This is a genomic window from Sphingobacterium prati (assembly GCF_013167215.1).
GTDB classification, from domain to species: domain Bacteria; phylum Bacteroidota; class Bacteroidia; order Sphingobacteriales; family Sphingobacteriaceae; genus Sphingobacterium; species Sphingobacterium prati.
On the sequence record NZ_JABJWY010000024.1, the window covers coordinates 1 to 26,618 of the forward strand.

Here is a 26,618-nt window from a genome sequence, read left to right on the forward strand (position 1 = left end):
TATAAGGCTTTCACCCAGCCCAGTCAGTTCATATTCTACTTTCAGCGGAAGCTGATCAAAGACGACTTTATTAATCAATCCATGTTCAATCAATTGGCCAAGCTGCGCATCAAGTACACGACGGGTTGCATTGGGGATTTTCCGCTGCAGCTCACCCGGACGCTTGATACCTGAATGTATTGCCCAGAGCAGGTTTATTTTCCATTTGCCCTGAACGACCTGCAAAAACAGATGTAAACCACAATCTAAATTGACAGGAAGCTTTTTTTCGTACATAGCTGATATATTTTACGAAGGTATAAAGTGAGTATAGATAAATTTATCCGTAATTGACACGGTTACTTTATGCCCTTAACTTTGCAACAAAGTAAATATAAAAATATGAAATCTAAATTATTTGGAACAAAAACAGGGCTTTACGCCAGTGAAATAATATTGGGGGCAGCCAACTTTGGGACAAGAAAAGGTTACGGTGCAGGTCCTGAAGAATCAAAAAAGATTTTAACAGCTTATGGAGATAAAGGTGGCAATTTTATTGATATATCGGATGTCTATAAATTTGGAGAGGCGGAAGAAATCGTAGGCAACTTTCTGCAGGGGCAACGAAGTAATTTTATTATCTGCTCGAAATATACCCGAAGTAGCGATCCCAACCCTTCCATCAGCAATTTTGGGAACAACCGTAAATCTATGCGACAGGCTGTTGAGCAAAGTTTAAAAAGGCTTAAGACGGACTACATAGATATTTATATGCCTCATTATGATGATGGTGTAACTCCATTGGAAGAAATAGCAATGGGACTTCAAGATCTGGTCAGAGAAGGAAAAATACTATATGCGGGACTGACTAATTTCCCGGCATGGAAGGCATCGGCCATTGCATCATCAACAAAACTCACTGCTTTACAGATTGAATATAATTTATTGCAACGTACCGCAGACCGCGAATTGATCCCTATGGCGAAGGAATATGGAATGGGTATAATGATGTACTCTCCGCTAGCTGGCGGACTGCTTACCGCCAAGTATAGAAAGGGAGAAGCCGGGCGCATCAGTCATTCTTCTGACGCTGAATATTCGGAAGACAAAAAAACCAAACTGATCATTGATGAACTGGTCACAATTGCAGAAAAATATGAAGTTACTCCTGGCCAGGTTGCATTTGCATGGAATCTATCAAAAGAAGCATTTCCTTTACTTGGAGCTAGGACGATAGAGCAATTTGAGCAAAGTATTCGGGCTACGGATATCAACTTGACCACTGATGAGCTGGCCAAACTGGATGCTTTAAGCTCCATTAGCCTCGGGTATCCGCACGATCTGCTGAATACTGTACGTGGTTGATTTAGAAAAATTGAACCTAAAATACGAAAGAAGTGACATGAAACGTAATCGATAGTAATTCTTAAAGCATATGAACTAAATTTGAATATAAATTGCGTCATGCCTAAAAGTGAATCTATTTTATTGAACAGAATGGATTCCAACAGCAGTATTGCTATTGGAATATGGGATGGCTCAACTCCTCGCAATGTCTTTAAGAAGAAATTTGGAAAGCCGCCGACCTTAAGTACATAAGGTTAATCGACAAAATACTACTAAATTAGAAGATCAAAATACTTGATATGTCGAAACATGATACTATTTTATTGAACAGTATGGATCACTGCAGCAGTATTGCTGTTGGAATTTGGGACGGATCCACACCGGGCATAATAAAAGCTCTAAATCCGCACAGGCATGACCACTATACCTGCATGTTTGTTGAATCTGGGACGCTGGAAGTTCTCTTCGATTTGGAGCGCTTAACGATGTCTGCGGGAACTCTTTTTGTTTGTCCTCCCAACCAGGTTCATCAGATCATCAAAGTCGTAGGTGCAACGGGCTATTATATTTCGTTTGAAGACCGCCATCTTACCGAATCCGCAAAGGGAGCGCTCGAAAGTTCGTTAGCGGACACATGGATAGTTCCGCTATCCAGCATTGAACACGCGTGGTTTAAGTCAGCCCTTGATTCAATGATAAAATTAAAAGATATGAATGGAGGCTCCCGTATGGAAGTAGAGCAGCCGCTTCTTTCAGCCATTATTGCGCAGGCGGCACTATCCTTTGAGAGTAGCCTGATGGAACATTCTACCAAAGCGGGGCCGCGGGCGGTCAGCATCGCTAAGAAATTTAGAAATCTTGTAAAGGCAGATTTCCGTATATTAAAGCGTCCCTCGGAATATGCAGAAAAGTTACATATCTCTGTGGCACACCTCAATGATGTGGTTAAAAAGGTGACAGGCCATTCTGTATCCCAGCTGATCCAAAAGGAATTATTGAATGAAGCACAGCGCTTGCTCTATTACTCGGAAATGACAGTCAAGGAAATTTCCTACCACCTGGGCTATCAGGATCCAAAGTATTTCATAAGGCTGTTCACAAAAAAAGCAGGAAGGTCTCCAAGTGACTACCGAAAGACATATCGTCCACAGCCCAATTAGCACTAGGTCACTGCTGTATTCAACTTTTACCCCAATTCCCTTTTTTGTCCACCTTTTACCGCCGTTTATGAGTGTTGGGGCATTCATATATTGATCAATTTTGCATTGTAATAAGTAATGCCATAGTGCATCACGTTTAATGTAGTTTTTTTTGATCGTATGGAAGATTGTGAAATCGTGAAAAGCCCAACTTTTAAATTGTCGACCATCCCTGAAGGAATTGTTGATTCTCTTATGGATCATTTTAACTCCCGAGATATTGAAACCATGCTTTGCTTCTATGAGGATGATGCAATCGTTATCAATACCAAAGGAGAACCAAAACGCGGAAAAAAGGAAATTGCCGCTGAGCTACAGTGTTCTTTCGGATTCGGACTGCCAATAAGAATTAGCGTTAGAAACATCTATGCTGCGGGTAACCTGGCGGCATTGATATTGGACTGGAAAATTGTTGGGACAAGAAGGAACGGTGAGATAGTAAATATAACGGGTACTTCCAGTGATTACGCTAAAAAAGGAATCGACGGATACTGGAGATGCTGGTTTGGAAACCCATTTGGCGTGCGGGTACGCAGCTTATTGTAATCAATTGTTATGAAATTTAAATAATATAGATATGAAAATCTTAGTAATTGGTGGTACAGGTCTTACGGGAAGACTGGTCACAAAAAAATTGGAAAAAGCTGGTCATGAAGTAATCATTGGCTCCCCTTCACATGGAGTGGATATCCTAACTGGAGAAGGGCTTTCCCGCGCACTGCACGGAACGGAGATCGTGATCGACCTATCCAATTCCTCTTCTCCAGAGGAAGAAAATGCCATCAGGTTTTTTGAAACGGCAGCAAAGAATCTGGTGAAAGCTGAATCAGCTGCGGGTATTAAACATCATGTCGTTCTTTCCATTGTCGGGACAGACGATGGACTGGAAATTGGTTATCTACGTGCAAAGAAACTTCAGGAAGATTATATTAAAAATTCCGGAATACCTTTTACAATAATCCGTTCGACACAGTTCCATGAGCATACGGACGCAATCATTGCGGTACAGGGAAATGGAGACAAGGTATTTGTTTCCAAGGTCGACTATCAGCCTATTGCCCTGGAAGATGTCTCAGATTTTATTGTCCGGTATGCGCTAGAAGAGCCCCAAAATAGTACTGCTGAAATTGCGGGACCTGTGAGAAGAAGTATGGATGATTTTGTAGCTAAATATATAGGGATAATTGGAAAGCCAATAAAAGTGGTATCTGATGAGGAGAGTAAGTACATGCATCTGGTGATTCCGAGGTCTCTGCTCGTGCCTGCAGGACCATACACTGCTGGTAACGTTTATTTTGAGGACTGGGCGCTGAGTACTTTGGACAAGTAAAAAACTAAAATGTATATTAGTAACCGGTAATAGTATACCTCATCGTTTGGCAAAGTGGCCGAATTTTAATTTTGGTAGCAGATGAATTAGAAACACCTTCTTCCGCAATATTGCAAAAAAAACTAAAAACCATAACAATGTAAATGTATTGTTGTCGGAAACAACGATCAACCCTGAAGATGAAGACAAGAAAAAGAATATCGTCGAGATAAGGGAATTAGGAGCAGAAATACTCGCAGGAGATTTGGTTTCAAGATTGTTGGCCAAACTGAAAACACCTATTTGATACTGTTTGAGAACTGGAATCCAACATAGTGATATGATCAAAGCTTTGTTAAATTGTTCTTTATTTCCATTCTATACTCAGCTAGTTCCCTTATACTTTTACAGAGTTAGTTGACGGTGGATGATAGATATTTTTATTTACATTTATCGTTATTCAACATAAAATATTTATCTTTAAACTAACTCATTGATAAACAGAATAAGATAAATGGGCTTTTTATTAGCATGTCAAAATTATAATCAATAAATATATGATCAAAGACAAAAAAATGATAAATGGCGCTATTCAATCCTTGGAAGGTTATTTAGTTCAATTTCCTTTGATTTTAAAGAGATTAGAGTTATCAGATTTAGAATATAAGCAATCCAAAGATAAATGGAGCAAAAAGGAGATTTTGGGACATCTAGTTGATAGCGCAACGAATAATCTGACAAGATTCATCACCGGACAATTTCAAGATAATCCTACAGTGTTGTATGACCAAGTTAGTTGGTGTACTGCCAACTATTATCAGAAAGCTGATCTTGGTCATATGATCGCGTTGTGGGAATGCTTAAACCGACAACTTTTGTTTATATGTAATCAGTTAACACCAGAAATTTTATCAAGGAAGGTCAATGGAAACACGTTGGAATTTCTGATCAATGATTACATTTCACATTTTGAACATCATTTGCGACAAATTACTGTGAAAAAATATGAAATCGACGAAATGTGAAAAGAAAAAGAAGTACCCTTAAGGTACTTCTAGCTATGGTTTAGCTGGTTAACATGTTAACTTATACCAGAAGTTGCGATTTACTTTTTACGCTTGTAATGTAGTTGTGTCAATCCGGTATCAAATGCTTTTGCTGTAATGAATTCTAGGGCTTGCTCAGGTCTTCCGTCTTTAAAAAGTCTTGTTCCTTTACCTACCAGAACTGGAATAATCGAGATGACATAATCGTCTATTAAGTCGTACTTTAATAATTCATTGATTACTTCTGCGCCACCATCGCAATAGATATTTTTACCTCCTCCTGATTTTAAACGGGCAACTAATTCGGTTAAGTCACCTGTATAAAAAATCGTTCTACCTAATTGCGGCCTCTCAGTCCTTGTAATGACATAAATATCTCGCTGTCCGTTGTCATAGTGAGAGGTCCCGATTTCTTGAACTACATAATCATAGGTTTTTCTGCCAATAATTATAGTATCAATTTGGGACGTAAATTCGGCGTAGCCATAATCTTCCCCTTCTTTTTCTACTAATTTCAAAAAGCTTAAGTCGTTGTTGGGTTTTGCAATATAACCATCCAAGCTCATTGCAATGAAAAGTGAAATTTTTCGCATTTGTTTTGAATTTATAGTTTCTGCAAATTTACGTTTACACCACCATTGGCATTTTGTAAAAATGCGACAAATTAAAGTAACGACGGTAAAATTCCGGTATTTCGCTTGATTTCAAGACTCAGATGTGAATGGTCATAATAGCCACATTCAAAAGCTATATCTAACAAACTTCGGTTTTGCTTCGATTCTCTGATTAAAGACAAAGCATACTGAAAACGGATAATGTTTGAATATTCTTTTGGCGATAGTCCGATAAACTTCTTAAAATTTCGCTCGAGCTGTCTTATGGTTGTAAAATTTCTTTTCGCAAGATCAGAAACGCTAATTGTTCCTTTGGATGAATGTATATCATCAATAACAGCGTGTAATTGATTGGTTTTGGTTTTTATTTTTTCGGAATAAAAACGGTCAAAATAACCGAATGGATTTTCATATGTTTTATCAACGCTAAATGAAATCGGTTTTTCCAATTCGACAGTGTTGTTTGTCAACTCATTTTGCGAAGCATAAGTATAGAAATTAGCAAAAGTTGCCGGTTTTAGGCATACACCAATCAAATGTGTGTCATTATCAATAAAGCTGTCTTTGAAAGCATTCATAGCACCCACTACATAAGTTTTCCCAGAATCCATTGAGAGACACCCATTATCTGTTAGACATTTATTTCCTAAATTCAATATGATACCCGCACAGCCATCCGGGAAAACCCGCTCCCAACCCTTTTTAAATTCGTTACCCTTCAATTCCCAATAAAAATGAATAAAGGGCGCTAATTCTTTGTAAGGATTTACTTTCTTATATTCCATATGTACTGTAGCTTCAATTTGCGAAGTAAAAACATGACTTTCTGAACATTAATTCACTTTTATGGAAGAGAAGATCTTTTTTTTGAAGTAATGCATTAAACTTGATTGAGCGTTAAAAGCGTCAAGTTTAAATGCTATTCAGCGCTAATTTATCGTCGACCTTCGATTTCTTCAAAATAGTTCATTACTATGTTGTCTGTGTCGCTATGTAAAATCACGTTGCCGTCAAAAAGATCTGTCCTTAATTGTCTGTATAACACCACTCCATATTTCAAACTGTCTAATAATGATTGTCTATTATACGTTGGAATAGTGAATTTTAGTTTTTCGAGATCTGCGGCGCATAAATCTGTTTCGACTTTCCTAACACCCCGGGGTAAATTGTCATTTTTAATATGCAACAATGGACCAAAAACAACCGTCCGTAAAAATGCCATAAAGTCGTATGCTTCAAAATATTCTCCCCGCCCTATTTTTAACAAAGCGTAATGTACCCAAGTCCAAAAGCGATCTTCAATCCATTGATAATCTGGATAGGGAAACTTTGCAGCTGTCTGAGAAATTATTCTTTCAAGTTGTTTGTCTTTATCGATTAGCAAAGTTGGATTTTCAATACGGACTTGAAATTCGTCAACTGTTAAAAATTTAATATCTACATGCAAAAGAGGAGAATCATAAAGACAAATCAATAATCTTGGTTCTCCGACGTGCTCTCCAGTAAATCCAGATAAAAAATTCCCTAACTTTTTAGCATAGTCCAACATAAGATTTCTGTCGTTAGAAATTCTTTGTCTCGTTATCAAAATTAAATCAAGATCTGAAAATTCATCTATTTCACTGGTAAGCCAAGACCCTGCAATTGCCATACCAATCACATTATCGTCCGGTTCTAAAATCTCCTTTGCTTTGTATGCAAATGCTTGTTGTATCATTATTTTAATGTTTATAAATAAAACGCCTTCATGTCTATAAGCTTCGGTAAACTTTGATTTTTTCCTCCCTTTTAAAATTAGTAATTCACTTCCGAATTCTCTACTTTTAAATAATACAGATTTTTTGGGTTGATTTTGTTTGAAAACGAGGTCTGCGAGTGACGAGCTTATAATATTTAAAGAAATTCTATTACGCCTTTTGTCTATATTAGTTTGGACAAAATTATCAGTCTTAAAAACTTGAATGAATATACAGCCTTTATACCTACAAGACATACCTCTAACCAGAAGCCTTCAGCCTGAAGGATGGGGAGATATTACCCTATCGTTAATAGAATATTGCCTGCAAACTTTTTGTAAACCTATCAAAGTTGTCGACCAAAACAAAATTGTCGGTGTCGGTACTTTGATTTTACACGAAAAATCAGCTTGGTTGGCGCACATTATAGTTAATGGATCTTACCGCGGTAGAGGCAGCCTAAGCTAATCTTTAGTAGAATTGGCGGCAACTACGGTTAAGTAGAATAAAGATGATGATATAAGACGTAGATGGCTCGATTTTTGGAAACATGATAATTTTGGTTAATCACTTTTGCTATGCTACATTTAGTTAATTCTAGCAGGTACTACCCTGCATTCTTGCTATTATTACTCTTTTCATTAAAAGGGTTAGATGTAAGAGCGCAATTGTTTAATCAAGACAGTTTGAAATTAATATCTCGGCAGTTTGCCTTTACAGAAGGGCCGGCAGTGGATAAGGACGGGAATATCTATTTTACTGACCAGCCCAATAACAAAATCTGGAAATACAGTACGAAAGGCCATCTTTCTCTTTTTAAAGATTCCGCAGGCCGTGCAAATGGATTATACTTTAACCATCGAGGTCAACTACTTGCCTGTGCGGATGAAAAAAACGAGATTTGGTCAATAAGCAATAGTGGCAAGGTTACCATCCTACTGTCAGATGTAGACGGAAAGAAGCTGAATGGCCCAAATGATCTTTGGGCGGATAAGAAGGGAGGTATCTACTTTACAGACCCCTATTATCAGCGTGACTATTGGACCAGAAAAAAAACTGAGATAGAAGGGCAGAAAGTTTACTACCTCGCTCCTGGAAAAGAGAAAAAGCCAATTGTAGCGGCTGATGATCTAACCAAGCCTAATGGTATTGTAGGATCGGCCGATGGAAAACACTTGTATGTAGCAGATATTGAGCGGAATAAAACTTACAGGTATACCATTGAATCTAACGGTAAGCTCACCGGACAGAAGGTGGTAATTGACCAAGGGTCTGATGGGATGACATTGGACAATCAAGGAAATATTTACCTTACGGGCAAAGGTGTTTTTATCTATAATCCAATTGGCGTACTGATAGGTCATATCGAGGTAGATGAACCATGGACATCGAATGTTTGTTTTGGTGGTAAAGATAGGACTTATCTATTTATCACAGCCTCAACGGCAATTTATTCGCTTCCAATGCGGACAAAAGGAGTCGATTAGCACCTTTACCCATTTCATCAGCAACTTTATTCAAGTCATTTTGTATTAGACAGTTATTTTCACTCGTTACTGTTTACTACTAAATAGCCAAATCGAAATTCATACTGATTGAAGGAAAATCCAATAAATGGTATTCCCGTAAATCCTAGCCCAAAGCGTTACAATTCTGATCTAACAATATCGGGAATAGTGCTTTATATGCATCTTCGTCTAAAATGACTACTTTCATTTGATGGAAAAATTATTAATTGACAGAATCGCTGCAGTAAATTTTAGTTCAATTATTGGTCCGCTACTTATATGCAGCAACTGAACTGGGGCCGAATAACTCCTTTACAGGAATGACCAGGCTGCTATTTTAATATAAAAGTACATATGAAAAAAATATTATTATTAATTACCTATTGTATTCCTTTTATAGGTTACGCTCAACTGCTCACTGTTTTCAAAAATACAGTAGATTCAATATATGATAAAAATAAGAATGCCATCGGAGTCATTGTCCATGTCGAAGCTCCGAAACATCATATTTCCTGGAGCTACGCAAAAGGTTTCGCAGATACCGAAACAAACAAGCCGCTGGATTATCAACAGCCTGTTTTGATTGCGAGCAATACTAAACCTTATGTTGCTGCTGCAATACTGAGGCTGGTTGAAAAAAGAAAAATTACTATCGATCAACCGATTAAAAAATTATTGACGGACAAAACACGCCGATTGTTCGAAAGAAATGGTTATGATTTGAATGCAATTACAGTAAAGCATTTATTGTCGCATACATCAGGAATCCAGGATTATGTCGACGAAACCTATTTTGAATTTGTCAATTTACATCCGACCTATAAATGGAAAAAAGAGGAACAGATCAAGAGATCGATTGAAATCGGCACCCCCAAGACTGTAGGGCAGGAATTTAGTTATGGGGATATAAATTATTTACTCTTGACTGAAATTATTGAACAAAAAACACATCAACCATTTTATACAGCGATAAGGGATTTACTAAAATACCAAGAATTAAATCTGACAAAGACATGGTTTATTGATTTGGAAAAATATCCCTCAAACACGATGGCGCTTGCGCATCAATACGCAGGTAGTACAAATGGGACTCATATGATATTAATCCATCATGGGATCTGTACGGTGGCGGTGGAATTGCTGCAACAGCAAAAGAATGTGCACTGTTTTTCCAATACCTGTTTGAAGGGAAGATTATCCAAAATAAGCAGCTATTGGAAACCATGCATACTTATGTATTGCCTTCTGATCAATCTAAATACTGTTTAGGACTTTATCATTTTGATATGGGATTCAATGCTTATTACCATGGTGGTTGGTGGGGCACAGATGTTATTTATTCTCCAGAATCCAATGCAACGATAACTGTTTTTACCTTACAAAAAGACTTTCAACATATCATTAATCCATTTATCGGAAAGGAATTTCAAAAATTATTGATTAAAAAGTAGCAATCAACTTGTTGGGTAATTCCTCAGCTATAGAACGCAGAATTACCACTTGACAGTTTAGTTTTACACCCCCTTTTTGCTCAGCTCAAATAACGAAATTTGGTCAACACCAAATACCATAATGAGCGTAAAGGTCAATATTGAAAATATCAATCTTGCTGAACGAATTCGTTTAGGAGTGCCAATTCAGATAGCGCCCGACTATCGAGGCAATAGAATCGGGAGAAAAATTCTGAATGACTTGATATCGGAGGCTATTGTATCAAAAAAAAAGGCAGCATTGAGTGTCCTGAAGACCAATAGAGCTAATCTCTATACATAAATATAGACTTCAGGGTTGTTGGCGAAACTGGTACCTCCTACTTGATGTTGTTTCAAAATGATGCCCACGAGAAGAGGTCTCATGATATATAGTAAAAATTGTTGAGATCTCTTTCTATATTAGTTTTGCTAAATCTTCCATCAACTGACAATTATTCAACACCTTTAAACGACATAATAACGCCAGAATATTTATCGTGATCTTCACCAATATACAATAAATCTATGCCTGATAAATTTTTATTATGGGCAGCTTCTTTAAATAAAGGATAGTTCATTTTTTCGATGTGATCATTCCACTCTGCATCGGATGTGGGTTTGATCGTTTCTAAATCTTTCATTTCAAACATAGCGCGATCTGATATTTTTTTAGAACGTTGTACAAAAATGGTATCTCCTTCTATCTTTATAATTTTAACCCAACCAGCTGGCAATCCTTGGATGTTATTTCCCTCCGCATCGGTAAAAAAACTAGCACCGTAGAGTTGGCCTGCTTGCAATTGTTGTGCTGATTTAGCAAGATTCTCTTTTTCGTTGCGATATTTTTTGCCATCTGAATTGAGTTTAATACCATAAATAATAGATCCAGCTATTGCTATTGAGGCAATAATCAAATACCCCTTCCATAGTTTGAAATATGGAATTTTTAGTGTTCTCTTAAATTTTTTCACCTCTTCTTTTATTTCAGGCGAATAGTTTCTAGCGTGGATGACCTGTCCTCGCTGATTCACTAATCGAGACATTTTTACTAAGCCACCTCCTACTGGAAATCCTAAAAATTTAGTCGCAGGCGTAATGATATGAAGATCGAAATTCTGCGATATCGTCTCATTTTTTAATGTTGCAATGATAGTTTTACTTCCTAGAACGTATTCGTAACGTGTATAAATGAAAAGCATAAATTGAAGAAATTATAAAATTTAAAGCGACAAATTAAGGAAAATTTTTACTCGCAACAATCCCACATCAATTAACTAATTAATGCTGAAACAAATAAATTTATTTCGTGCTTTCCTGATTCGATGCTGAGACGTTTGGCAATTTCAGCAGCCACTGTTTTAAGCTGAACACCCTCTTCGGCTACCGCATGATATCTGGTTCCTTTTTCAAAAGGCTTTTCGAGGGCTAAGCGGTAAAGTCTTGCAGCATCCAAGCGGTGAACAGCAGGCCAGTGGTTATTTCCCCCGTCGACCATTGCTGCGACGCCTTTTTCCTTTGCTATTTTAATAAATAGTGGAACAAAGCCGTTTTTGTCTCCCTCGCCGTGAACAGAGGGAGATAGCCTGATAACGGCTACATTTATACCCCTAGCAGCCTGTTCGTCGGCCACATTTTCGGTAGCAATCCTTGGATGCGGGTGATTGACACTGCGATCATTCTCCGTAGTCGTTCCATCTTTTGAAAACAGTGCGGTGCCAGAAGTGATCAGAAATGGCTTTTCAGTTCCGGTCAGCGCATCACCGATAGCTCCAATCACCCCACAGTCTAAAATGCACATCTCCTGAAAACGCCCAAAATCATGTACAAATCCGAGATGGATAACAGCGTCGGAAAGTCTTGCTCCTAACTTTAAGCTTTCAAAATCTGTTAGATCCCCATAGTGGGGTTCCGCTCCTGCGTCAATTAATTTCTTTGCCGATTCTTTCGATCTCGCCAGTCCCAGAACCTGATGTCCAGCCACTAATAATTCCTGTACTACCGCTGTCCCAATGAAACCTGTAGCACCTGTAACAAATACTTTCATGTCGAATTTTATTTTATAAAGTAAAGTTCAGGCACGAAGGGCTGAAAAATGTAGCCAAAAGTGATTTTATTGTAGCCAAATCTATCATAACACATAATACTTGGAGATGCAGCTCATAAGTCTTTCTTCCGACATCAGTTCATTGCCCCGAAAGATACGGGATTATTTACTCAAGAAGAAAAAACAATTTTAACTATTTAAAAGATATCTTATATTTATTTGAAAGTAATATCATCATGTAACCCCACTGCAACAAATGACGGAAACAGAAAAATATCTCGCAGACTTTAAAGAAGCTGTTGTGAAGGTGCATCCTATTTCGGATAAGGCATTTAATTTGTTGGCCAAAACTGTGCACATTCAAGAGTATAAAAAAAATGAAGTTTTACTAAGGGAAGGACGTGTCGCCAATGACATTTTCTTTGTCTGTAAAGGTGCATTAAACTCTTATTTCATAGATGAAAAAGGAGCTATCTGGAATAAATGGATTTATTTGGAGAGAGATTTTGCGAGTACCAGATTTTCGGCAATCATAAAAACACCCAACGAATTTACATTGCGAGCTATTGAAACCACCACAGTGGTATGTATGCCCTACCATCAGACAAGAGCAGCTATTAATCAAAATGATGAATTAAAGAACCTGTACATTGCCTATCTGGAAAAAAAATGGATAGTCATAAATGAAGAAAGAGAAATTTCCTTACTGACCGAAAGTGCCACAACAAGGTATTTAAAATTGCTGCAAGCACATCCGGGGATAGATACCAGAATTCCACTACAATATATTGCTTCGCACCTGAGCATTACCCCGACACAGTTGAGCAGAATACGGAAAGAACTGACCAGATAAAAAAATCATTGCACTCAACCTATGTAAAGGGTATCCTCGAAACCACACTTTATTTTTGCTTTATAAAAGCAAAAATAAAGCAGATTATAAGGTGCTAATCTGAAATGGAACACAAAGTAATACTGCTTAAAAAGCTCAATATAAGGAAGTAATAATTAAAAACTGATATTAAATTATGCAAACAATTTCGAAAACACTAAAAATATTTTTAACCGCACTTATTCTTTCCAATATCGTCCTGATGGCTTGTGCAGCCTACTTTTATTTAAACAACAAACACAACTTAACAACGGAAAGAATAGATATCAAGGACAGATCGGGGAAAAATCGCGTGGTTATTGCAAACACGGATAACATTCCACAACCCATTATCAACGGCAAAACTTACAAAAGGGCTTACACGCCCGCAGGTCTGATTTTCTTTGATAAAAACGGCGACGAAAGAGGTGGTTTGGCGATCACTGATAATGAGGAGACTAATCTGAATGCACTGGCATTTGATTATCAGAATGCCGATGCCATTGGTATTCTGGCACAAGATAATAAACACGACAATTATTTCAGGGCTGGCCTATTGATTAACGATAAAGATTTATCCGGTAAGCCCGGACATAATATCAACCGTATCAACCTGCTAACTGAAAACGGGAATGCATCTCTGGTGATGAAAGATAATAATGAAGTACCGAGAATTGTTTTAAAGGTTGATAGTCTAGGCAACCCCTCTATAGAAATGTATGACCATACCGGAAAAGTAAAATGGAAACAATAAGCCATGGCGATAAAAGCTTCATGACAAAATAAAAACAGATAACCGACAAGTGTGTGTTTTACGAATTTAATCTAATAAATAGTAAGAAATGATTACAAAAAACGAAATTTTACAACTTGAGAAGGTGCTTTATGAAGCAATGAAAAATAGTGATATAGAAGTACTCGACAAGCTATTGCATACTGATTTACTTTTTATAGTACCTAGCGGTCAGACCATAACAAAGGAAATCGACTTACAAACTTACCGTGAAGGGAATTTAAAATTGCACGAACTTATATCCAAAACAGAGAACCTGAATATCATAGACGATATGGCAGTCATTACGCTGCAGATGGAGTTAAAAGGAGATTACGATAATGAGGCTTTTGAAGCGAAATATAAATATATCCGTTTCTGGAAAAAATTTCCAGAAGGTATAAAAGTAGTTGGTGGCAGCGGAATTGCTATTTAAGCGAAAGCGTTTTAAAAGCCATTTCATCTAAACCAAGATTAAAATCGGTTCAAGTCCTTTAGAGTGGATATTTAGGCCTAATTGAAGATATATCGTAAAGAGTTATATGCCCATGCTCCATCACTATATAAGTTTAAGCTTGCAAAAAAGTGGCGAAAATTGAAGATCAGAGCAGCTTTATGTGACGGTGCACAAAAACCAGAAGGCATTCAATTTATCATCCACGGTAACGGAAAAATCCTTTCTTCCTATAACGTAAAACCCAATGAACAACATCTTTTTGATATAGATGTTACAGATATTGATGATCTTGAGCTCTTCACTCAAGATCAGACCGGAAATAACTATAATGCCTGGTCAATTTGGTGCACCCCATGTCTTATAAAATAGAAAAAGTCTCAGATGAAAAGTAGATTTCAAGATAACGATACTGTTTACACACAAAGAATAATGTTAAAGGCAATAGTTTATATTTAATGTTTAAACTCCTATCCAACGAACTACAGTTAATATAGATTTTTGTCAGAAAATTTGAAATCCTGTATTTTGGGTAAGGGCCGTATCAAAACTCTTTTTTTTCTTACCTTCAGTGCTTTAACTGAACCCGATTTTTCACAGGATTCGGTTCTAATTCCTGTATTGAGGTCAAATTTAGTTTCTGTGAATACTGTATTTTCGTCAATATAACCCTTGGTTCCATCGTATGTAAGTTTATCGACATAAATCAATTCAAAATGGCTATTGTTATATCTAAAGTGGTAAGTAATATTCCCTCCTTTAATTTCGCTCCACACTTTTAAAATTCCTTTTTCTATAAAGAAATTCGGAATTTGATAACCATTAAATTTGCCATGGTTTTCAGCAGGATACTGTGGTTCGATGATTTTATCTGAGGATACCGCCACCATTAGCTTCCCATTGGGTTTTGATAGGAAAATTTGCAATCTTAACGGCCTTGATTCATCCACAGTGTCCATCTTTACAGTTATTTTATCCATTTTACCATCATGATTTAAGTCCCCATTTTCTTCTCTAACCAAATAAGTATAATTATTTTTAATACTTTGGGCGAATAAACTCATTGGGGCTAAAATTAAAATGAATATAAAATAGAGGTAAAAACCTTTATTAGTTCTTTTCATCCTATTTTGTTTTGATCTGCGATTTGAATTCACTAACTAATATTATTCCAGCAAGATAGTAATTTTTGTACCCAATAATTCACAACAATTACGGCCATTACTTTTTAAAGCTTGGAAGGCGACATCAGAATTTTGCTATATTTATCGATCTGATAAATAATTTGTAAAATATAGGTTATATCATCATACATGCATTTCTTCCTCTTTTTTAATCAATCACACTGGTCGGTTGGTAGTATAACAGTACCGAGCCGCGTGCAAAAGTCTTTGTTTTTAATAGTTTAAAGATTATTCTATCATCAATATTTTCAAATAGTGGAAGCCCTTGCCTGACAACAACAGGATAAATACATAATTGAAATTCGTCGATCAGATTAAGATTCATCAGCTGTATAATTAAACTGCGGCTCCCTACTAAAATATCCCCACCTGACTGCTGTTTCAACTTTATTATTTCATCTTTAAGTTCTCCATCGGCTAATTTTGCACGCTCCCAGTCTATACTTTTCAGGCTATTTGAAAAAACGACTTTTTGAATTTTATCAATAGCCAATGCAAACTCATCCTTTGATTTCTCACCTGAAGGAGTTTGCACAAAAGGCCGCCAATATTCCATAAGCTGATAAGTAATCCTACCGTATACAATGACAGCGGCATTGTTTAACAAAGCCGTATAATGACAATGTATTTCTTCATCAGGAATACCCGCTGTGTGATCGCAAAAGCCGTCAAGTGTCATATTGAATGCTGCAACTACTTTTCTCATATCTTTCAAACCAAGTTATCTATGCATTAAATTTAAAACTTTAGATGCTCAATAAGCTTTTCATAAGCTAAGAAATAGGATAGCGTAAAGATTAATTAAGTTATAACTTATCCCTAGCGAATAGCATATGATTTGCTGTATTCAGCTATTTTTACGTTAGAACAAATTTCATTGCAACGAAACGTTGGTCACCACTGAAACTTTTTTTAAATTTACTTGTACTTGAAAAGTGAAGTGAGGACCGATATTTACGATCAATTATAAATAAAGAACTTTAGCATATCAGCGAGTTATGTCGACAAAATAAAAAAACAGCTAACAAGGGGTCGGCAATAGACAAATTGAATGGCCACGCAGCCTGGAACGTTAGCAGTAAGCTATATTAGTAAGTAATAGTTGAGTGAAGAGAATAAATAATTCAAAATGATGACAAAACAAGAGCTGATAGAAAGATTTTATATCAATCACCAAGAAATGATTGATTATGTAAATTCTCTGACGGATGAACAATTTATGTACAGAGAAAACGGCAAATGGACTGCAGGACAACAATTAAGCCATGTTTACCTCACCTTGTTGCCATTTCTGAAAGTACTGCCGTCTAAGGAATTTATTATGCAGAAGTTCGGGAAAATAAACCGCCCTACCTGGAATTATAATACGGTAATTGAAAATTATTTTAAGACAAGCCTTAAAGCACCACCACAATTTTTACCTGAACAAGTTCCCCTTGAGCAAAAAGCCATTATCACAGCCAATATTCAAAAAAATTTATTATCTATTCAACAGTTACTAAACCAATACACTGACGATGAACTTGATACGCTTGTTTTGCCACACCCGTTGCTTGGAAATTTGACAATAAGAGAAATGTTTTACCTCATGACGTATCACCCGACGCATCATTTAATTCAAACAAAAATGAACCTGGAAAAAACGCCCCAATAAGGAATCTCATTTACATTCTCACTGAATGGCCGAAAAACATCCTATTCTTCAGAAAGTATTACAAATCTTTTTTGATTACTTTTCAAAGTTTAATGCAATGAGTTCTTTCAATTTACTTTTGTCCTGTAGAATGGAGTCAACACTTGTTTTAAAATTGTTCTAGATGTTTTTGACGTTTTCGTTTTTACACCGATAAAATACGGTCGGGAAGCGGTTAATTTAATAAAAACCGCAAATTTCGGATTTTCTGAACCACATCTTAGCGCTAATTTTATATTTAAAATAACATTATGGAAAATATAGAAACAAGGTTAGATGCTCAAGATTGGCAGACAATCACCACAGAGTTGCACGATAAAGGTTTTGTTATTGTACGGAATATACTAAATATGACGGAATGCAATACATTGATAGCTGAATACCAAGCAGACGGCGCCTATCGCAAAACAATCCATATGGAACGCTATCGTTTTGGCAAGGGTGAATATAAATACTTTCAGTACCCATTGCCTAAGTTGATTACCACCATGCGGGAAAAAGTGTACGCCAAAATAGCACCCGTTGCCAACTTGTGGATGCAGGAGCTGAATATCGACAAACAGTTTCCAGATACTCATATAGCCATGAAAAGACTTTGCTGGAAACAGGGGCAGGAAAAGTCGACTGTTCTTATTTTAAAATATGGTAAAGATGGCTTCAATACACTCCATCAGGACTTGTATGGTGAAATCTTTTTCCCGATGCAGATGGTTTTTATGCTTGACCAGATTGATAAGGATTATACCGGCGGTGAGTTTGTCATAACCGAACAGATCCCTCGTTCACAATCAAAAGCAAATGTGTTAAAACCAGATCGTGGCGATATGGTAATCTTCACAACCAATTTCCGACCTGTGAAGGGAACAAAGGGCTATTATCGGGTAAACATGAAACATGGCGTTAGTCCACTCCATAATGGTAACAGACATAGCCTTGGTATCATCTTTCACGATGCGAAATCTTAAATAAGACAGTAACTATTAAATGCCTTGTCCTAAACGTCTGATCGATTCAATTCGGTTTGAATAAAAGGCATCAGCAATCACTATCCTGAAAAATTTGTTAAAAGTGTAACTTGGATAATCAAAGCATGCTCCGCATTTTGGAAAACATACGCTTAACCACAGGTATGTATTTTTTTGTCGGACAGTGAGCAACGTTCGTCGGACCTATTTTCAATTCTATCGATATAATTTTCTCTTCTACCTGGTAAAAAACACATTTGTATCAGATAAACATAAAGTTATGGACTGTATTGAAAATTTCACAACCGAAGATTTTGCCCTGGATGTACAGACTATAGGTATTGTAGAACTGTCTTCGTTTACAACCGCTGATGGAGATGAAGTATTGGCAACTATCAGAACCATCACGTCATCGAGAATAATTTAATAGTAGGGTGCTTTGTGGGAGTGAACTGGTAGGCACTCTCACAACTTTTTTTAATCCCTGATCTAATGTTACAGACTACTTATATGCCTCCCAACCTTAAATGTCTTATTATCGAAGATGAGCCTTTGGCAATAAAGAAAATAATTGAATATATTCGAATGTTTCCGAGTTTATCCATCAAGGGAACAATTAAGGATATCGAAGATCCAACCAGTTTTGCACCTGATCTACAAAATACGGATATACTTTTCTTGGACTTGGTCGTCAGTGGCGGAATAATAGAGAATATAGAGGAGCATATCGCTGATATACCATTTTTGGTGATCACTTCTGCGATCTGTAAAAGGGACTATCCCAAATTTGTGAAAGAGCGTAGCCACTATGCGCTCCAAAAACCGATATCGCCCGAGATGTTTCGGAAATGTATTGGTGAAATGTTCAACATGCATTGATTTACCTATGACCGCGTTCACTAGTGAAGATTATTTCCTACTCCGTTCCCCCCTATTAAATCTGGAGAAAATCACGAAACTTATGGAGCTGTCGGATTTTGATGCCATCGCATCTGAACTACGTCATATCTATCAAGATCGTCGTCTGCGAGATGCAATCTATCTAGCCAGTCCTAATTTTCTGAATGAAGTAGAAAAATGGTTGTGCCAGAATAACGAAACACACATTAAAATCATCAGCACGCTCTTTAAATATACCGTCCGAATGGCAACTCGGAGTACACCCTTTGGCCTATTTGCAGGCGTTTCATTAGGACGTATAAACAAGGATAATGACTCCGAACTGGCGCTGACCAGAGACCAGGCAGACCGTGCAACCCTTCGATTAGATACCGGAAGTTTAATCGAAATTGCTGAACTGATCTCAAAAGATCGAAATATCGCAAAAGAACTAACGTATTATACCAATCCTACAATTTATAAGCAGGGCAATTGGTATAAATATTATCAGCAAACAGATGTTAAAAATACATTAAAACAGGTGCGCTCAACCTTAGTGTTGGAGCAGATACTGGAATTATTTGACCAAAGTCAGGGTAAGGTTAGTTATAAAATGCTCCATAGTTTACTAGAACAGCGTGGTACTACTGAGGAACAGGCTTCGCAATATATTGACAAGCTGTTGCAGTTGGGCCTAATATCTTCAGAATTGAAGCTTGGTGTAATTGGCGAGGTGTATGTTGACCAGCTCATACGAGCCCTACGTAAGGTGGATACAAAAAATAGATATTTACCCACGATGCTGTCGGTGGCTAAGGTACTGCAGGAGAATACGCAATTACAACAAACCAACATCTTAGTAACGGAATATCTTAGAACGCATTTTTCGGACTTGAATTCTAATAAAATTATCCAGGCGGACTTATTGCTCGGAATGGCTAAAAATCAGATTCCGCATTCAGTGATCAACATGCTGGAAAAGCAGCTCCAAAATTTATTGGCATTGAATAACCCTAAGCCAATGGGGGATTTTGAACGATTCAGCACTGCATTTCAAGAACGATTTGGTGATCGTATGGTTTCGCTTTTGCATGCACTCGACGTGGATGCCGGTATAGGTTATGGCAGCAACAAAAATACGTACCGGATGATGGATGAGGTACTGTCTGATCTAAACAATACAAACGGAATAGCTGCGCCAGACAAACCACATCGGTATCAGAAATTGGTCAATGAAAAATTTCACGCAAGCGCAATGAACCGTTTCTCGGAGATAATAATAACCGACGAGGATCTGCTGGGTATCGAAACAACAGAGGATCAGCTTATTCCTAAGTCTTTCTATGCGTTTGGAAATCTATTGCATAGGGAATCTGCGGAGGAAATGCTCTTTAATCTTGGAAACATCGGAGGCTCTTCTTCTGGCAATCTTTTTTCAAGATTTGCTTATTTGGATCCTAAACTATCGGATGCCCTCTATAAATCTGCAGTGAAAGAACAAGAGCACTTTGGTAGGACACAATTGGCGGAAATAGCTTATTTACCCGATGCCCGTTTGGGCAACATCCTTCAACGACCTGAAATCCGAATGTTAACGATATGCTTGGCAGTGACGCCTGGCGCTGTTCAAAAGCAGGTCGGCATCAATGATCTGTATGTATTTGCGAAAGCTGGAAAATTATATCTGTGGTCTAAAACTTTCAAACAGATCATTGAGCCACGGCTCACCTCGGCCCATAATTTTTCCGATGGTATGAACTTATACAAGTTTTTAGCTGATTTTCAGTTTCAGAATCATCGCTTGGATATTGGTTGGAGCTGGGGTACATTAAAAAATCAACCTCGACTGCCACGAGTCAGCTATAAAAATATCATTTTGTGCCGTGAGCAATGGCGGCTTTCCAAAATAGCAGAAATTCCTGATACAACCCTGGGAAAAAGGTCGCTCATCGCTGATATCAGACAAAAGCATATGATACCAGTCAACGTAGTGCTGACTAATGGCGACAATGAATTATTACTCAATCTGGATAATATCCTGTGCATCGAAATGCTAGTCGAACAACTGGCCAAGAAGGAGGTCATCTTGACAGAAAACATCCTTGACAATTTTAAATCTCCAGTAAGGGACATAAATGGGTATTCATATGCAAATGAATTGATTATTCCTTTTTATTCAGCTGTGATGGCACAACAAGAATGTACTCCTCCAATTGTGAGTGATCTTACACGGAACTTCCCCCTAGGAAGCAACTGGGTGTACGCAAAAATCTTTTGCGGTAACAGCATGGCTGACCATCTTTTAAGTGATTATATTCCGGCAATAATTGGGACGCTCAAACAGGAAAAGATAGCGAAAAAGTGGTTTTTTATTCGCTATAATAACCCTAGGCCACACATCAGGCTCCGTATAGAGCTCTTTGACCAACAGACCTTTCATCACGTAGTATCTTGTCTGAACGCTAATCTGAATAAGCTCCTAGAAAACGGACAGATCGCTGAAGTCTCGTATGATACCTACGTCCGTGAGGTCGAACGATATACTCCACTTTGCATGGAAAAAAGCGAGGAGCTATTCTATTACGAAAGTGAGCTGGTTGTTCAAAAAATACAGGAATCCACAAAAATCAATGATCGGTGGAAACTCGCTTTTGATTATATCGACTGTATTTTTGAAAATGCTGGGTTAACATGGGCTGAAAGGCGGGATTTCTGCAAAAATATGTACGGCTTATACCATAATGAGTTTGGCAACGAAAGGCAGATGCGAATACAGCTGAATCAAAAATTTAAGCTGCGAAAACACTGGTTTGATGAATTGGTCTTACAAAGTCTCCCCCTTTCCGATCTTGCGGAAATGAATCAGGTCCAAAGTGAAATATTCAGGTTAATAAAATCGAAAGAGCCTGATTTGGTCTATTCGCAAACAGCTGAATCCTTGTTGTCCAGTTATATTCACATGTTTGTGAACAGATTGTTTATGAGCGACCAGCGCTTATATGAGCTTGTGATTTACCACTTTATGATGAATTTCTATCGGATGCGGATCGGTAAATATGGACTACCTCGGCATGAAGCTATCAATGTTTAACTAAGGCCCATTCGGGTAAATAACTGGTTTCGATATTGCAATCCGATGGATAGTTCGGTACCGTCTTTGAGTATAACTTTGCTCGCCTCTACCCCTTTTATATACTTCAGGTTAACAATGTAAGAACGGTGCATCCGGGCAAACATATCCCATGGCAATGCCGTCTCCATCTCCTTCATGGTACTAAGGAGTGTCTGCATTCCCTCGATCGAATAGATCTGAATATAATCGCCCCAAGCCTTTAAGTAATAGATATCATTTGGGTCAATGAATATGGTCTTGTTTCGATCTTTAACCTTAATCGACTTGCTCTCTCCTTGACCTCCTCGTGAAAACATAATTGCTTTCTGCACTTTTTCTATGGCTTTCACTAGCCGTTCCTCGGTCAGCAAGGGTTTTAAGATATAATCAATGACTTCCAGTTCAAAGCCATCAACAGCATACTCATAATGAGCGGTGATAAAGATCACAAAAGGTGGATGGGAAAGCCCCTTCAAGAAGGCTACTCCATTCATCTCAGGCATATCGATATCAGACAGGATAAGGTCGATCTTACTCTGCTTAAGTAGTTCAATAGCTAATGTTGGATTTTCGTAAACGCCCACAATTTCAATGATACCGATCTTTTTGACTAACTTCTCGAGGCGCATTCTAGCTATCGGTTCGTCCTCTATAAGAATAGTTTTTATCCTGTACATAATGATTTAATTATTTGTTATACTGATTTTTACCCCCCTTTTCCAACAGCTCGACAATAAGTTCGGCACAGTAAATTCCAGCTTCTGAAGAGGTCTTGAAGGTATGCCGATCAGGGTAATAAAGTTCCAGCCGTTTGCGAACGTTTTGTATACCAAGTCCGCCAATATAATTTTGAGGTTTGGGTAATTCCCGGTATGCATTTGAGATATGCATATACAAAATATTATCTCTTACAGATATGTCGATTGTCACCCACGCATTAGATGCACTAGTGCGGGGGCCATGTTTGAAGGCATTTTCCACGAATGGAAAAAATATCAACGGTACAAGCGTACAATATTCATCATCTGTTTCAAGATTAAGGTTGATTTGTAGTGATTCATTATACCGGAGCCTTTCCAACTCTATATAATCCCGGATTAACTGAAACTCTCTGGATAATTCTATCTGTGGCTGGTTGCTTTCGTGTAGTAGATAGACCATCATACCACTGAGGCGCATCATACTCCGCTCTCCCCGATCATCCTTGTCCGATACCAGAACATAGATACTGTAAAGTGTATTTAACAGAAAATGGGGATTGATCTGATGTTTGAGAAAAGCCAATTCGAGCTGTACATTATTGAGCTCAAGCTCGGCATTCTTAAGTTCCAGGTTGACTTTCATATTTCTGACGCTCATAAAGGATTGTACAATCTTAACAGTCAAAGGAAATGCAACCAGAAAAATAAAATCCAATAGATAATCGGTAATGGATGAAATTCGGAATGCGCCAAGGATTCCTTTATCGATCATAAAGAGCAAATAACCCTTCAACCGCTCATCCGGGGATAGAAAGTTAACCGTCAATAGCGCACCGTAATAGGTCAGTACGGACCACCATGCATAAATAATAACCAACCATAGTAGACATAGCAAAAACTTGCCTTGGATAAACCAGCGAGGTATTATAATATAAGCAGTGACATAAAATATAGATAAAAGTGAAAAGATATCTTTACAAAAAAGTAACCAGGAATTATCGGGATCTATACGCTGGTATCCAATAAACTGCATACCTAAAACGACAAACCAAAAGCACAAATGAAAAACAACGCGCTTCACAGGATTATAATTCTGAAAGAATTCAGTTACCGATATCATGTTCTCCCCAGTTAGATCTGCCCTAAATATAAAGATATAGTTCAAGTTCTGCAGACTGCAAACAGATCAATTCAATAAAAAAAATGTATTTCAGAGCAGTACTGAGTAAAAAAAAGATAATATTTTGATTATAAGAGTCTTTCGTAAATAGTATTTTAACGTTTTGAATATTAAAATAAAGAAATTATTGTAAAATTAAAGTTACATAAATTTAGCATTCTTATTTGGATTTGAAGCACCAAAAGGGTTTATTACTTAGTTCCTCCCATAACACAGTGGTTAATCCTTATTTAAAATGAGTTGCCATGATTAATGAGCCATTATAGCACTTGTAATTGTATGCAGATAGCTATTCCTGAGGACCTCCATTTTTGGGAAGTTCGGGCGATTGAGCTTTATTGTATTCATCCATTTTTTGTGTTGCTGCCATTGAAACAACCAAATCATTCAGCATGGAGCTTGCGGCTGTTGGTGAGTTGGGAAGCAATACCAAATTGCTTCTAGTATTGGCACCAATAGAATTCAACGTGTCATAATGCTGAGTTACCACGATCAAAGCAGAAGCTTCCTGAGCGTTAATATTGGCGGCATTCAGCATTTTTACAGATTCTTCCAATCCTCTTGCAATCTCTCTTCGTTGGTCGGCAATTCCTTGCCCCTGAAGCTTTTTAGATTCCGCTTCGGCTTTTGCAACAGCAACAATTCGTATTCTTTGAGCTTCAGATTCGTATTCTGCGGCAGTTTTTTCCCGTTCTGCAGCATTGATTCTATTCATGGCGTGTTTAACCTGTTCATCAGGATCGATATCTGTCACTAAGGCTTTGATAATATTGTAGCCATAACTTTGCATGGCTTCCTGCAATTCACTTTTCACAGCATTTGCAATATCGTCTTTTCTTACAAAAACATCATCTAATTTTGTTTTTGGAACTTCAGCACGAACAACATCAAAAACATAAGACGTAATCTGATTTTCAGGATTTTCCAAACGATAATAAGCGTCTTTTACATTTTCTCTGATCACTTGATACTGAACAGAAACTTTCATCTTTACGAAAACATTATCCAAGGTTTTGGTATCGATGATGACATCCAATTGCTTTATTCTAAGATTCAAACGTTTAGAAATTTGATCCAAAAACGGAATTTTTAAATGCAGACCGGCGTGGCTTACTTTCAAAAATTTACCTAATCTTTCTACCACAGCTGCTGATTCTTGTTTTACTGTATAAAAAGATGCGAATAATGTAATGAGTCCGAACACGACCAGAATTCCTAAATATATCATATCTTAAGTTTATTATTGATGAGGAACAAATCTACGTCTTTAAATTGTCATTCCTATCAATTCCATTTATTTTTTCAGTAAACGGGTATAAAATTTCTTCAAGAATATGTTAAATTGAATCAATCTGTAAACGATATATTTTATAAATCTGCAAATTTTGGGGAATACAATGTCGGTAAAACAAATATCTACTTGCATAGAAATTTCACCGGCAAATAGTTCAAACTACTCGCGGCTTTTAACTACGGAAAGTTAGAAAAATCTGTTTATAAAACCACAACAACTTGGCAACCGGAAAATAGCAGTACCCCTCTGTTTACCTAACCATCAAGCTTGTATCGTTTATCTGAAATTGTTTTCTCACTATAAAACAGGCTATTAAAAAATTGAATTAGCGTTTCAGCCCCTTGGATCTATCCTGCGAAGAATGCTATAGTCTATGTAAAACGTACCGAATGGAACAATACATGCTAGAAGAACCTTCCAAGTCGTTGCCCTGAATTTCCATCCCTCTTCCACGCCAACGCGCAGTGTATTAAATATAAAAAGCAAAAACAATGCGCCATGCACTGGACCGATAGCCTTTACCAGCACAGGGTTGTCAAAGAAATGCTTCATTGGTACCGCTACAAATACAAGCACGAGCAGTGAAATGCCCTCCATAAAAGCAAGCAATCTTAGCCTGCCGACAGATGTGACAAAATAGTGTTTCATGTTTAGAATGTTCTTAAGTAAGGTCTGTTTGAAAACGGTGAAAATGGCCATGGTATCGCAATAAAAATGATAAGCAACGCAACAGAAAACCACAAGAGCATGATCCTGAACTTATCGCGATCGGCAGTCGTACGCTTCGCTAAAGCCGAGCCGATTGTCAGTATCACAACCGAAGTTAACATCAATATACTGTGGATCAACCCGAAAAAGGTCGTATCGAAATTTTGTAGTAATTCCTGTCCGGATGCCCAGTAGCCTTTGGCAACGGGGCTATTGGTAAACAGTATGATTCCGAGCATCAGCTGGATATGCGCTGCGGTTGCTGTCCAGTGCCTAACACTATCATCTGCTTTTGTAAACAGTTCGTTTTTGAAATAGCCTATCGAAGCACGGTAGATTGCGTAAAGTAAAAAGCCCAGCACAAGCCATCGGCTCCATGAGTGTACAAGTAATAATGTGGAGTGCATTGTGTTTATTGTTTTTATGTTTTGTTGCTACGAATGATTTTCTGGGATCGCTATCGTCCAAACTTGCGTAACTTATTTCCTGATTTCAAAGATACATTTAAAACATACTACTTAGTATGTTTTAAATGTAAAAAATCTATATGC

The 26,618-nt window shown here is 37.5% G+C and carries 31 protein-coding genes; 18 read left to right on the plus strand and 13 right to left on the minus strand.

Annotated features, from left to right (window positions below):
• Positions 1 to 276: winged helix-turn-helix transcriptional regulator (locus HPC41_RS05940; protein ID WP_172393120.1), on the minus strand; the 276-nt coding region annotated here is incomplete at its 3' end.
• A gap of 105 nt (positions 277 to 381) precedes the next feature.
• On the opposite strand from HPC41_RS05940, the gene HPC41_RS05945 reads away from it, so the two are divergent.
• The 6 genes from HPC41_RS05945 (at position 382) to HPC41_RS05965 (ending at position 4,859) form a co-directional block, all read left to right on the plus strand.
• On the plus strand, positions 382 to 1,344 hold the full coding sequence (locus HPC41_RS05945) for an aldo/keto reductase (protein ID WP_172393121.1): 963 nt from the start codon (positions 382 to 384) through the stop codon (positions 1,342 to 1,344).
• Between the two features lie 99 nt (positions 1,345 to 1,443).
• Complete coding sequence (locus tag HPC41_RS25515; RefSeq protein WP_281358788.1) at positions 1,444 to 1,578, plus strand: hypothetical protein; 135 nt, start codon at positions 1,444 to 1,446, stop codon at positions 1,576 to 1,578.
• A gap of 47 nt (positions 1,579 to 1,625) precedes the next feature.
• Positions 1,626 to 2,486 (plus strand): helix-turn-helix domain-containing protein, encoded by an 861-nt coding sequence (locus tag HPC41_RS05950; protein WP_172393122.1) that lies wholly within the window; start codon positions 1,626 to 1,628, stop codon positions 2,484 to 2,486.
• 159 nt (positions 2,487 to 2,645) lie between these two features.
• Positions 2,646 to 3,071, plus strand: coding sequence for a YybH family protein (locus HPC41_RS05955; protein ID WP_172393123.1), 426 nt, complete (start codon positions 2,646 to 2,648; stop codon positions 3,069 to 3,071).
• Between the two features lie 31 nt (positions 3,072 to 3,102).
• The gene (locus HPC41_RS05960) at positions 3,103 to 3,855 is read left to right on the plus strand and encodes an SDR family oxidoreductase (protein WP_172393124.1); all 753 of its coding nucleotides are present in this window, start codon (positions 3,103 to 3,105) and stop codon (positions 3,853 to 3,855) included.
• A gap of 536 nt (positions 3,856 to 4,391) precedes the next feature.
• Positions 4,392 to 4,859, plus strand: a complete 468-nt coding sequence (locus tag HPC41_RS05965; protein WP_172393125.1) for a DinB family protein — start codon at positions 4,392 to 4,394, stop codon at positions 4,857 to 4,859.
• A gap of 80 nt (positions 4,860 to 4,939) precedes the next feature.
• Here the strand turns inward: HPC41_RS05965 and HPC41_RS05970 are convergent, their stop codons facing one another.
• From HPC41_RS05970 to HPC41_RS05980, 3 genes are all read right to left on the minus strand, one after another.
• Positions 4,940 to 5,473 carry a dihydrofolate reductase family protein gene (locus HPC41_RS05970; protein WP_172393126.1) on the minus strand — a complete coding sequence of 178 codons (534 nt, stop codon included), beginning with the start codon at positions 5,471 to 5,473 and terminating at the stop codon, positions 4,940 to 4,942.
• 71 nt (positions 5,474 to 5,544) lie between these two features.
• Positions 5,545 to 6,279 (minus strand): helix-turn-helix transcriptional regulator, encoded by a 735-nt coding sequence (locus HPC41_RS05975; RefSeq protein ID WP_172393127.1) that lies wholly within the window; start codon positions 6,277 to 6,279, stop codon positions 5,545 to 5,547.
• Between the two features lie 149 nt (positions 6,280 to 6,428).
• Positions 6,429 to 7,211: a nucleotidyltransferase domain-containing protein gene (locus HPC41_RS05980; protein WP_172393128.1), complete on the minus strand. Its 783-nt coding sequence runs from the start codon at positions 7,209 to 7,211 to the stop codon at positions 6,429 to 6,431.
• 705 nt (positions 7,212 to 7,916) lie between these two features.
• Between HPC41_RS05980 and HPC41_RS05985 the strand changes: the two genes are divergently transcribed.
• The 3 genes from HPC41_RS05985 (at position 7,917) to HPC41_RS25685 (ending at position 10,189) form a co-directional block, all read left to right on the plus strand.
• Positions 7,917 to 8,717, plus strand: a complete 801-nt coding sequence (locus HPC41_RS05985; RefSeq protein WP_246250436.1) for an SMP-30/gluconolactonase/LRE family protein — start codon at positions 7,917 to 7,919, stop codon at positions 8,715 to 8,717.
• Between the two features lie 375 nt (positions 8,718 to 9,092).
• Entirely contained in the window at positions 9,093 to 10,007 is a 915-nt protein-coding gene (locus tag HPC41_RS05990) for a serine hydrolase domain-containing protein (RefSeq protein ID WP_172393130.1), read from the plus strand.
• A gap of 17 nt (positions 10,008 to 10,024) precedes the next feature.
• Entirely contained in the window at positions 10,025 to 10,189 is a 165-nt protein-coding gene (locus tag HPC41_RS25685) for a hypothetical protein (protein WP_172393131.1), read from the plus strand.
• A gap of 473 nt (positions 10,190 to 10,662) precedes the next feature.
• Here HPC41_RS25685 and HPC41_RS06005 read toward each other — a convergent pair whose 3' ends face one another.
• Positions 10,663 to 11,409 (minus strand): hypothetical protein, encoded by a 747-nt coding sequence (locus HPC41_RS06005; protein ID WP_172393133.1) that lies wholly within the window; start codon positions 11,407 to 11,409, stop codon positions 10,663 to 10,665.
• Between the two features lie 71 nt (positions 11,410 to 11,480).
• Entirely contained in the window at positions 11,481 to 12,254 is a 774-nt protein-coding gene (locus HPC41_RS06010; RefSeq protein WP_172393134.1) for an SDR family oxidoreductase, read from the minus strand.
• A 256-nt stretch (positions 12,255 to 12,510) separates the two neighbouring features.
• Between HPC41_RS06010 and HPC41_RS06015 the strand changes: the two genes are divergently transcribed.
• The 4 genes from HPC41_RS06015 (at position 12,511) to HPC41_RS06030 (ending at position 14,723) form a co-directional block, all read left to right on the plus strand.
• The gene (locus HPC41_RS06015; RefSeq protein ID WP_172393135.1) at positions 12,511 to 13,107 is read left to right on the plus strand and encodes a Crp/Fnr family transcriptional regulator; all 597 of its coding nucleotides are present in this window, start codon (positions 12,511 to 12,513) and stop codon (positions 13,105 to 13,107) included.
• A 175-nt stretch (positions 13,108 to 13,282) separates the two neighbouring features.
• Positions 13,283 to 13,879, plus strand: a complete 597-nt coding sequence (locus HPC41_RS06020; protein WP_172393136.1) for a hypothetical protein — start codon at positions 13,283 to 13,285, stop codon at positions 13,877 to 13,879.
• Between the two features lie 88 nt (positions 13,880 to 13,967).
• Positions 13,968 to 14,333 carry a nuclear transport factor 2 family protein gene (locus tag HPC41_RS06025; RefSeq protein WP_172393137.1) on the plus strand — a complete coding sequence of 122 codons (366 nt, stop codon included), beginning with the start codon at positions 13,968 to 13,970 and terminating at the stop codon, positions 14,331 to 14,333.
• A gap of 81 nt (positions 14,334 to 14,414) precedes the next feature.
• Positions 14,415 to 14,723 carry an NPCBM/NEW2 domain-containing protein gene (locus HPC41_RS06030; RefSeq protein WP_172393138.1) on the plus strand — a complete coding sequence of 103 codons (309 nt, stop codon included), beginning with the start codon at positions 14,415 to 14,417 and terminating at the stop codon, positions 14,721 to 14,723.
• Between the two features lie 116 nt (positions 14,724 to 14,839).
• On the opposite strand, the gene HPC41_RS06035 is transcribed toward HPC41_RS06030, so the two are convergent.
• Complete coding sequence (locus tag HPC41_RS06035; protein WP_172393139.1) at positions 14,840 to 15,475, minus strand: hypothetical protein; 636 nt, start codon at positions 15,473 to 15,475, stop codon at positions 14,840 to 14,842.
• A gap of 208 nt (positions 15,476 to 15,683) precedes the next feature.
• On the minus strand, positions 15,684 to 16,241 hold the full coding sequence (locus HPC41_RS06040) for a dihydrofolate reductase family protein (RefSeq protein ID WP_172393140.1): 558 nt from the start codon (positions 16,239 to 16,241) through the stop codon (positions 15,684 to 15,686).
• 423 nt (positions 16,242 to 16,664) lie between these two features.
• Between HPC41_RS06040 and HPC41_RS06045 the strand changes: the two genes are divergently transcribed.
• The 5 genes from HPC41_RS06045 to HPC41_RS06065 all read left to right on the plus strand — a co-directional run bounded on the left by HPC41_RS06045 (position 16,665) and on the right by HPC41_RS06065 (position 22,163).
• On the plus strand, positions 16,665 to 17,189 hold the full coding sequence (locus tag HPC41_RS06045; RefSeq protein WP_172393141.1) for a DinB family protein: 525 nt from the start codon (positions 16,665 to 16,667) through the stop codon (positions 17,187 to 17,189).
• Positions 17,190 to 17,479: 290 nt separating this feature from the next.
• A complete protein-coding gene (locus HPC41_RS06050) occupies positions 17,480 to 18,193 on the plus strand; it encodes a 2OG-Fe(II) oxygenase (protein ID WP_172393142.1) in 714 nt (237 codons plus the stop codon).
• Positions 18,194 to 18,473: 280 nt separating this feature from the next.
• Positions 18,474 to 18,620, plus strand: coding sequence for a hypothetical protein (locus tag HPC41_RS06055; protein ID WP_172393143.1), 147 nt, complete (start codon positions 18,474 to 18,476; stop codon positions 18,618 to 18,620).
• Positions 18,621 to 18,685: 65 nt separating this feature from the next.
• Positions 18,686 to 19,072 (plus strand): response regulator, encoded by a 387-nt coding sequence (locus HPC41_RS06060; protein ID WP_172393144.1) that lies wholly within the window; start codon positions 18,686 to 18,688, stop codon positions 19,070 to 19,072.
• Between the two features lie 7 nt (positions 19,073 to 19,079).
• Positions 19,080 to 22,163, plus strand: a complete 3,084-nt coding sequence (locus HPC41_RS06065) for a lantibiotic dehydratase (RefSeq protein ID WP_172393145.1) — start codon at positions 19,080 to 19,082, stop codon at positions 22,161 to 22,163.
• On the opposite strand, the gene HPC41_RS06070 is transcribed toward HPC41_RS06065, so the two are convergent.
• The 5 genes from HPC41_RS06070 to HPC41_RS06090 all read right to left on the minus strand — a co-directional run bounded on the left by HPC41_RS06070 (position 22,160) and on the right by HPC41_RS06090 (position 26,474).
• The gene (locus tag HPC41_RS06070) at positions 22,160 to 22,861 is read right to left on the minus strand and encodes a LytR/AlgR family response regulator transcription factor (RefSeq protein WP_172393146.1); all 702 of its coding nucleotides are present in this window, start codon (positions 22,859 to 22,861) and stop codon (positions 22,160 to 22,162) included. The genes HPC41_RS06065 and HPC41_RS06070 overlap by 4 nt on opposite strands.
• Before the next feature lie 10 nt (positions 22,862 to 22,871).
• Positions 22,872 to 24,005: a sensor histidine kinase gene (locus HPC41_RS06075; protein WP_172393147.1), complete on the minus strand. Its 1,134-nt coding sequence runs from the start codon at positions 24,003 to 24,005 to the stop codon at positions 22,872 to 22,874.
• Positions 24,006 to 24,354: 349 nt separating this feature from the next.
• The gene (locus HPC41_RS06080) at positions 24,355 to 25,293 is read right to left on the minus strand and encodes an SPFH domain-containing protein (protein WP_172393148.1); all 939 of its coding nucleotides are present in this window, start codon (positions 25,291 to 25,293) and stop codon (positions 24,355 to 24,357) included.
• Positions 25,294 to 25,692: 399 nt separating this feature from the next.
• Entirely contained in the window at positions 25,693 to 26,007 is a 315-nt protein-coding gene (locus HPC41_RS06085; RefSeq protein WP_172393149.1) for a DUF3817 domain-containing protein, read from the minus strand.
• Positions 26,008 to 26,009: 2 nt separating this feature from the next.
• Positions 26,010 to 26,474 carry a hypothetical protein gene (locus HPC41_RS06090; RefSeq protein WP_172393150.1) on the minus strand — a complete coding sequence of 155 codons (465 nt, stop codon included), beginning with the start codon at positions 26,472 to 26,474 and terminating at the stop codon, positions 26,010 to 26,012.
• Between the last annotated feature and the right edge of the window lie 144 nt (positions 26,475 to 26,618).

Excerpts from the sequence above, each read along its gene's own strand:
- HPC41_RS06010 (WP_172393134.1), bottom strand. The coding sequence starts at position 12,254 with ATGAAAGTATTTGTTACAGGTGCTACAGGTTTCATTGGGACAGCGGTA.
- HPC41_RS06005 (WP_172393133.1), bottom strand. The coding sequence starts at position 11,409 with ATGCTTTTCATTTATACACGTTACGAATACGTTCTAGGAAGTAAAACT.
- HPC41_RS06035 (WP_172393139.1), bottom strand. The coding sequence starts at position 15,475 with ATGAAAAGAACTAATAAAGGTTTTTACCTCTATTTTATATTCATTTTA.
- HPC41_RS06065 (WP_172393145.1), top strand. The coding sequence starts at position 19,080 with ATGACCGCGTTCACTAGTGAAGATTATTTCCTACTCCGTTCCCCCCTA.
- HPC41_RS06085 (WP_172393149.1), bottom strand. The coding sequence starts at position 26,007 with ATGAAACACTATTTTGTCACATCTGTCGGCAGGCTAAGATTGCTTGCT.
- HPC41_RS05965 (WP_172393125.1), top strand. The coding sequence starts at position 4,392 with ATGATCAAAGACAAAAAAATGATAAATGGCGCTATTCAATCCTTGGAA.
- HPC41_RS06050 (WP_172393142.1), top strand. The coding sequence starts at position 17,480 with ATGGAAAATATAGAAACAAGGTTAGATGCTCAAGATTGGCAGACAATC.
- HPC41_RS05945 (WP_172393121.1), top strand. The coding sequence starts at position 382 with ATGAAATCTAAATTATTTGGAACAAAAACAGGGCTTTACGCCAGTGAA.
- HPC41_RS05990 (WP_172393130.1), top strand. The coding sequence starts at position 9,093 with ATGAAAAAAATATTATTATTAATTACCTATTGTATTCCTTTTATAGGT.
- HPC41_RS05955 (WP_172393123.1), top strand. The coding sequence starts at position 2,646 with ATGGAAGATTGTGAAATCGTGAAAAGCCCAACTTTTAAATTGTCGACC.
- HPC41_RS06055 (WP_172393143.1), top strand. The coding sequence starts at position 18,474 with ATGGACTGTATTGAAAATTTCACAACCGAAGATTTTGCCCTGGATGTA.
- HPC41_RS06020 (WP_172393136.1), top strand. The coding sequence starts at position 13,283 with ATGCAAACAATTTCGAAAACACTAAAAATATTTTTAACCGCACTTATT.
- HPC41_RS06015 (WP_172393135.1), top strand. The coding sequence starts at position 12,511 with ATGACGGAAACAGAAAAATATCTCGCAGACTTTAAAGAAGCTGTTGTG.
- HPC41_RS06080 (WP_172393148.1), bottom strand. The coding sequence starts at position 25,293 with ATGATATATTTAGGAATTCTGGTCGTGTTCGGACTCATTACATTATTC.
- HPC41_RS05970 (WP_172393126.1), bottom strand. The coding sequence starts at position 5,473 with ATGCGAAAAATTTCACTTTTCATTGCAATGAGCTTGGATGGTTATATT.
- HPC41_RS06040 (WP_172393140.1), bottom strand. The coding sequence starts at position 16,241 with ATGAGAAAAGTAGTTGCAGCATTCAATATGACACTTGACGGCTTTTGC.
- HPC41_RS06075 (WP_172393147.1), bottom strand. The coding sequence starts at position 24,005 with ATGATATCGGTAACTGAATTCTTTCAGAATTATAATCCTGTGAAGCGC.
- HPC41_RS06090 (WP_172393150.1), bottom strand. The coding sequence starts at position 26,474 with ATGCACTCCACATTATTACTTGTACACTCATGGAGCCGATGGCTTGTG.
- HPC41_RS05960 (WP_172393124.1), top strand. The coding sequence starts at position 3,103 with ATGAAAATCTTAGTAATTGGTGGTACAGGTCTTACGGGAAGACTGGTC.
- HPC41_RS06070 (WP_172393146.1), bottom strand. The coding sequence starts at position 22,861 with ATGTACAGGATAAAAACTATTCTTATAGAGGACGAACCGATAGCTAGA.
- HPC41_RS05975 (WP_172393127.1), bottom strand. The coding sequence starts at position 6,279 with ATGGAATATAAGAAAGTAAATCCTTACAAAGAATTAGCGCCCTTTATT.
- HPC41_RS05980 (WP_172393128.1), bottom strand. The coding sequence starts at position 7,211 with ATGATACAACAAGCATTTGCATACAAAGCAAAGGAGATTTTAGAACCG.
- HPC41_RS06045 (WP_172393141.1), top strand. The coding sequence starts at position 16,665 with ATGATGACAAAACAAGAGCTGATAGAAAGATTTTATATCAATCACCAA.
- HPC41_RS06025 (WP_172393137.1), top strand. The coding sequence starts at position 13,968 with ATGATTACAAAAAACGAAATTTTACAACTTGAGAAGGTGCTTTATGAA.
- HPC41_RS25515 (WP_281358788.1), top strand. The coding sequence starts at position 1,444 with ATGCCTAAAAGTGAATCTATTTTATTGAACAGAATGGATTCCAACAGC.
- HPC41_RS25685 (WP_172393131.1), top strand. The coding sequence starts at position 10,025 with ATGGGATTCAATGCTTATTACCATGGTGGTTGGTGGGGCACAGATGTT.
- HPC41_RS06060 (WP_172393144.1), top strand. The coding sequence starts at position 18,686 with ATGTTACAGACTACTTATATGCCTCCCAACCTTAAATGTCTTATTATC.
- HPC41_RS05950 (WP_172393122.1), top strand. The coding sequence starts at position 1,626 with ATGTCGAAACATGATACTATTTTATTGAACAGTATGGATCACTGCAGC.